The following is a 7322-nucleotide window of genomic DNA, read 5'->3' as shown; positions in this document are numbered from 1 at the left end:
CACCCCACCCCACACGTCGACTGGACCACCGGCAACGTCGAACTGCTCACCGAATCGCAGCCCTGGCCCGATGACCGACCGCGCCGGGCCGCCATCTCCTCCTTCGGCATCAGCGGCACCAACGCCCACATCATCATCGAGCAACCGCCGGCCGAGGAAACGCCGGACGTGCCGGAAGGTACCGTCCCGGAAACACTGCCCTGGGTACTGTCCGCCCGATCCGAACCCGCCCTGCTTGCCCAGGCCGCCCGGCTGCGCGCCGCCGTGGACACCGACTCCCCGCTGGACATCGGCTTCTCGCTGGCCACGACCAGGGCCGCCCTGGACCACCGCGCGGTGCTGCTCGGCGATGTCGACGATCTCCATGCCGGTCTGGCCGCGTTGGCTGACGGCGGTGCGGCACCGAACCTGGTGCGCGGCACCGCGACCGAGGGCCGGTTGGCGTTCCTGTTCTCCGGTCAGGGCTCCCAACGCCCCGGTATGGGCAGCCAGCTCTACGCCACCCACCCGGTTTTCGCCGACACCCTCGACGCGGTCTGCGCGCGGCTGGACACCGAACTCGACCGCCCGCTCAAGGATGTCCTGTTCACCGACCCGGATCTGATCAACCAGACCGTGTTCACCCAGGCCGCCCTGTTCGCCCTGGAAGTCGCCCTGTTCCGGCTGCTGCAGTCCTGGGGCATCACCCCGGACTTCCTGCTCGGCCACTCCATCGGCGAGTTGGCCGCCGCCCACGTCGCCGGTGTCCTGTCGTTGGACGATGCCTGCACCCTGGTCGCCGCCCGCGGCAAACTCATGCAAGCCCTGCCCACCGGCGGCGCCATGCTCGCCATCCAGGCCACCGAAACCGAGGTCGCCGAGGCAATCGCCGGCCTCGAAGACCGGGTCAGCATCGCCGCGATCAACGGCCCCACCGCCGTGGTCATCTCCGGTGACCAGGAAGCCATCGAGGAGTTGGCGCCGCGCTGGGCCAAGACCAGACGGCTCACCGTCTCCCACGCCTTCCACTCCCCGCGCATGCAACCCATGCTCGCCGAATTCCGCGCCATCGCCGAAACCCTCACCTACCACCCACCCCAACTACCCATCGTGTCCATCGCAACCGGCGCACTGGCCGACCCCACCGACATCCAAACCCCCGACTACTGGGTCCACCACGTCCGCCAAGCCGTCCGATTCACCGACGGCATAACCACCCTGCACACCCACGGCGTCACCCGCTACCTCGAACTCGGCCCCGACGGCGTGCTCACCGCACTGACCCGGCCCTGCGTCCCGGACGCGGTCACCATCCCCACCCTGCGCACCGGCCGCGACGAGCCGGAGACCTTCCTCGAAGCAGTCGCCCGTGCCTACGTGCACGGCGTCCCCGTGGACTGGACCCAGGCGCTGCCCGGCGGTCGGCGCGTCGACCTACCCACCTACCCGTTCCAGCACCAGCGGTTCTGGCTCGACCCGACCGCACCGGACGAGACCGCCGCCGCGGACGCCACGGAGAGCCGGTTCTGGGCCGCGGTCGAGCGGGAGGATCTCGACACCCTGGCCGAGACACTCAACCTCCGATCGGACGACGGACTGCGCGCCGTGCTGCCCGCGCTGTCGGCCTGGCGCCGGAACCGCCGCGATCAGTCCAGAGTGGACTCATGGCGGTACCGGGTGCACTGGCAGCCACTGCCCGACACCGACCCCGCTCCGCTCGGACGCTGGCTGCTCGTCGGCGCGGGCGACGCCGTCACCGAGGCCGTGCGGGCCGGCGGTGCCGACGTGGTCTTGCTGCCGGCGATCGCGGGCGAGGACCGAGCGGTGCTGGCCGACCGGCTGCGCGCGGCCGGCGAGGTCGACGGCATTCTGTCCGAAGTGGACAACGTGACCACAACCCTGTTCCTGGTGCAGGCCCTGGAGGACGCCGGGCTCGACGTGCCGCTGTGGTGCCTGACCCGGGGCGCGGTCTCGGTCGGCCGCTCCGACCCGCTGACCCGACCCGAGCAGACCCAGGTCTGGGGTCTCGGCCGGGTGGCGGCGCTCGAGCATCCGCACCGCTGGGGCGGTCTGGTCGACCTGCCCGAGGTGCTGGACGGCCGCGCCGCGCGGCGACTGCTGTCGGTGCTCGCCGGTACCACGGGCGAAGACCAGGTCGCGGTGCGCGGAACGGGTGTGTTCGCCCGGCGGCTGCGCCCGGCCCCGCTCACCTCCGACACCACCCCGTGGCGACCCACCGGCCCGATCCTGGTCACCGGCGGCACCGGCGCCCTTGGCGCCAGGGTCGCCCGCTGGCTGGCCGAACGCGGCGCCCAACACGTCATCCTCACCAGCCGCCGCGGCCCCGACGCCCCCGGTGCCGCCGAACTGGTCACCGAACTGCGCAATCTCGGCACCACCGCCACCGTCGCCGCCTGCGACGTCGCCGACCGCGACGCCCTGGCCGCACTGCTGACCCGACACCCGGTCACCGGCGTCGTGCACACCGCAGGCGTGGATCGCACCGCCGCACTGTCCACAATGGATGAAGCGGAGCTGGCCGAGGCGATGCGGGCCAAGGTGTCCGGCGCGGCCAACCTCGACGCGCTGCTCGGTGACACCGAACTGGACGCGTTCGTGCTGTTCTCCTCGATCTCCGGCGTGTGGGGGAGCGGCGGCCAGGGTGGTTACGCCGCTGCCAACGCCTACCTCGACGGCCTCGCCGAGAACCGCCGGGCGCGCGGGCTGGCCGCCACCTCCGTGTCCTGGGGACCGTGGGCCGATGCGGGGATGCTGGTCGACTCCGCGGAGGCCGAGGGTTACCTGCGCCGGCGCGGGCTGGTGCCGATGGATCCCGGGCTGGCGATCACCGCGCTGGCCGCGGCGCTGGACCACGGTGAGACCTGCCTGACCGTCGCGGACGTCGACTGGGACCGGTTCGCGGCGACGTTCACGGCGGCCCGCCCGAGCCCGCTGCTCGGCGACCTGCCCGGGTTCGCCCGGCCGGCTCCGACCGGCACCGGGCACGGGTCCGAACTGGCCGCCCGGCTTGCCGGGTTGTCCCCGGCCGAACGGTTGCCGGCGCTGGTCGAGCTGGTCCGGTCCGAGTCCGCCGCGGTGCTCGGGCACGGCGACGCCGGCGCGGTCGGCACCGACCGGCCGTTCAAGGATCTCGGCTTCGACTCGCTCACCGCGGTCGAGCTGCGCGACCGGCTGGGCACGGCAACCGGCCTGCAGCTGCCGGCCGGGCTGGTGTTCGACTATCCGACGGCTGCGGCGCTCGCCGAGCACCTGGGCGGCCGGCTGACCGGAAGCGACGCCGAGACCGGCGCACCGGAGCCGGCCACCCGCCTCGCCGCCGACGAGCCGATCGCGATCATCGCGATGAGCTGCCGGTTCCCCGGCGACGTCGGCTCGCCGGAACAACTCTGGGAGCTGGTCGACTCCGGTGCCGACGTGATCGGCGCGTTCCCGACGGATCGCGGCTGGGATCTCGACGCGCTGTTCGCCGGCGACGACCGGCCGGGCACCAGCTACGTCCGCGAGGGCGGTTTCCTCCACGACGCCACCGAGTTCGACGCCGAGCTGTTCGGCGTGTCGCCGCGTGAGGCCGTCGCGATGGACCCGCAGCAGCGCCTGTTGCTGGAAACCTCGTGGGAGGCCTTCGAACGGGCCGGCATCGACCCGCGCTCATTGCGCGGCAGCCGCACCGGCGTGTTCGCCGGCACCAACGGCCAGGACTACGCCCGGCTGGCCGTGACCGCTGCCGACGCCAAGGAAGGCCACCTCGCCACCGGCGCCGCCGCCAGCGTCCTGTCCGGCCGCCTCGCCTACGCCTTCGGCCTTGAGGGGCCCGCCGTCACCGTCGACACCGCCTGCTCCTCGTCGCTGGTTGCCCTGCACCTCGCGGTTCAGGCCCTGCGCAACAACGAATGCACGATGGCCCTTGCCGGCGGCGTGACCGTGATGGCCACCCCCGGCGCCTTCATCGAGTTCTCCCGCCAGCGCGGCCTGGCCACCGACGGCCGGTGCAAGGCCTTCTCCGCCGCCGCTGATGGCACCGGCTGGTCCGAAGGCGTGGGTGTGCTTCTGGTGGAGCGCCTGTCCGACGCGGTGCGCAACGGTCACCGGATTCTGGCCGTGGTCCGCGGTTCCGCGGTGAACCAGGACGGCGCCTCCAACGGCCTGACCGCTCCCAACGGTCCCGCCCAGCAACGCGTCATCCGCGCCGCGCTCACCAACGCCGGCCTCGTGCCGTCCGATGTGGACGCTGTGGAGGCGCACGGCACCGGCACCACCCTCGGCGACCCGATCGAAGCCGATGCCCTGCTGGCCACCTACGGCCAGGACCGCGAAACCCCCCTGTGGCTGGGCTCCGTCAAGTCCAACATCGGCCACACCCAGGCCGCCGCCGGCGTGGCCGGCGTGATCAAGATGGTCATGGCCATGCGCCACCAATCCCTGCCCGCCACCCTCCACGTGACCGCCCCGACCCCGCACGTCGACTGGACCGTGGGCCAGATAAACCTGCTCACCGAAACCCAGCCGTGGCACAGCGACCGACCCCGCCGCGCCGGCATCTCCTCGTTCGGCATGAGCGGCACCAACGCCCACGTGATCATCGAGCAACCCCCGGCACAACCCGACCCCGACCCAGCCACCCCCGAACCCACCGACGCACCGGTGCCGTGGCCGCTTTCCGCCCATTCGGCAGCAGCACTGCGGGTCCAGATCGACCGCCTGACCGGTATCTCCGCGGCACCGCTCGATGTCGCCTGGTCACTGGCCACCGGCCGAGCCGCGCTGGACCACCGCACCGTCATCCTGAACCCCGGCCCAGCCGTGACCGGCACGGTCCGCCCGGGCAAGGTGGCCTTCCTGTTCACCGGCCAGGGTTCCCAACACCCCGGCATGGGCAGGCGGCTCTACGACGCCTACCCCCTCTTCGCCACCGCCCTCGACGCCGTGTGCGCCCGACTCGACACCGAGCTCGACCACCCCCTGCAGCAGGTCCTCTTCACCCACCCCGACTTGTTGAACCAGACGGTGTTCACCCAGGCCGGCCTGTTCGCTTTCGAGGTCGCCCTGTTCCGGTTGCTGGAGTCGTGGGGTGTCACGCCGGACTTCCTGTTCGGCCACTCGATCGGCGAGTTGGCCGCCGCGCACGTGGCCGGGGTGCTGTCCCTGGACGATGCCTGCACTCTGGTCGCGGCCCGTGGCCGGTTGATGCAGGCGTTGCCAACCGGCGGCGCGATGCTGGCCGTGCGGGCCACCGAAGCCGAAGTGCTGGCAGCCATTGCCGGGCTTGAGGATCGGGTGAGCATCGCGGCGATCAACGGCCCGACCTCAGTGGTGATCTCCGGTGACGCCGAGGTGATCGACGAGTTGGCCCCGCGCTGGGCCAAGACCAAACGCCTCACCGTGTCGCACGCCTTCCACTCGCCGCACATGGACCCGATGCTCGACGAGTTTGCGGCGATCTGCGAAACCCTGACCTACCACCCACCCCACATCCCGGTGATCTCCTCCGGCAACCTCACCGACCCGGCGCACTGGGTGCGGCACGTGCGCGACGCGGTCCGCTTCGCCGACGGCCTGACCACCCTCACCGCCCACGGCGTCACCAGGTTCATCGAGCTCGGCCCGGACGGCGTGCTCTCCGCTCTGGTCGAAGACGGCATCGCCATCCCGGCCTGCCGTTCCGGCCGCGACGAGCCCGAAACCCTGCTCACCGCGGTGTCCACCGCCTGGGTGCATGGCGTAGCAGTGGATTGGCCGGCCGTGGTTCCGCAGGGTCGTCGTGTCGATTTGCCGACTTATGCCTTCCAGCGCCAGCGGTTCTGGCCGCACGCCCGACTGCTGTCCGGCGAGCCCAGCGACCACCCACTGCTCGGCCTACCGGTCTGGCTGGCCGACGACGACGGCGCCGTGTTCACCGGCAGCATCTCGGTCGCCACCCACCCGTGGCTGTCCGCCCACGTCGTGCACGACACCGTGGTCCTGCCCGGCACCGCCCTGGTCGACCTGGCCCTGCACGCCGGCACCCACCTCGGCTGCCCCCAACTCGCCGACCTGACACTGGAAATCCCCCTGGCGATCCCGGAGCGACACGCAGTCCAGATCCAGGTTCGCGTGTCCGCACCTCACGACGACGGCACCCGCCCCATCACCATCCACGCCCGCACCGCCACATCGGAGTCCTGGACCCGCCACGCCACCGGCCTACTCACCAACACCAACACCAACCCCCACGTCCCATCCGCCATCCCCGCCACCCTGACCACCTGGCCCCCACCACACGCCGAACCCGTGTCCATCACCGGCCTGTACGACGCCCTCGCCACCACCGGCCTCGCTTACGGCACCGAATTCCGTGGCCTGCAATCCGTGTGGCGCACCGCCACCGAGGTCCTCGCCGAGGTCTCCCTCCCCACCACCGAACCCGACCAATTCACCCTGCACCCCGCCCTGCTCGACGCGGCCCTGCACGCCATCGCCCCCGGCCGCCTCCTCACCGATACCGACACTGCCCACCTCCCGTTCGCCTGGACCGGCGTTGCACTACACGCCACCGGCGCCTCCACCCTCCGCGTCCGTCTCACCCCCGCCGGCCCGGACGCGGTATCCCTCACCGCCTACGACGCCTCCGGCGCCCCCGTGCTATCGGTGGACTCCTTGGTGTTGCGCCCCGTTCCCTCCGGTCAACTCGCCACCCCCACCCCCGCAACGGATTCCCTGTTCACCGTCGAGTGGACCAACATCCCGGCCCCAACCCCAACCGCAACTCCCACGCCAAGCTCCGAGATTCCAGTACTGCACGCCGATTCCGACGACGTGTTGGGGCAGTTGCAGTCCTGGTTGGCTGAGGAGCACGCGGACAAGCTTGTCGTTGTGTCCCGTAATGCGGTGGCTGCCGCTTCGGGTGATGTGATCGCTGATCCGTGCCGGGCCGGGGTGTGGGGTTTGGTGCGTTCGGCGCAGTCGGAGCATCCGGACCGGTTGGTGTTGGTGGATATCGACGATGACTCGGCGCTGGATTTGTTGCCGGCTTTGCTGATGCTGGATGAGCCGCAGGCCGCGATCCGGTCCGGCACCATTCTGGTGCCGCGCCTGACCCGCGCCACCCCGGCCCTGGACCTCCCGGACGGTTTGTGGCGGCTGGAACCGGCCAACGGTGGGGGAGCGGTGACCGACCTGCAACCCATCGCCTATCCCACTGCCGCGTTGGAGCCGGGTCAGGTGCGGATCGCGGTGCGGGCGGCCGGGATCAACTTCCGGGATGTGCTGATCACCTTGGGCACTTATCCCGAGCGCGCCCTGGTCGGCTCCGAGGCTGCCGGTGTGGTGCTTGAGGTGGGCTCGGA

The 7322-nt window shown here is 71.4% G+C and carries 1 protein-coding gene; it reads left to right on the top strand.

Annotated features, from left to right (window positions below):
- On the top strand, positions 1-7322 hold a 7322-nt coding region (locus VFV67_RS10100; RefSeq protein WP_326469033.1), incomplete at both ends, for an SDR family NAD(P)-dependent oxidoreductase.

This window comes from Actinophytocola sp. (assembly GCF_035762905.1).
Classification (GTDB): domain Bacteria; phylum Actinomycetota; class Actinomycetes; order Mycobacteriales; family Pseudonocardiaceae; genus DASYTH01.
This window is presented reverse-complemented; position numbering and strand designations above follow the sequence as displayed.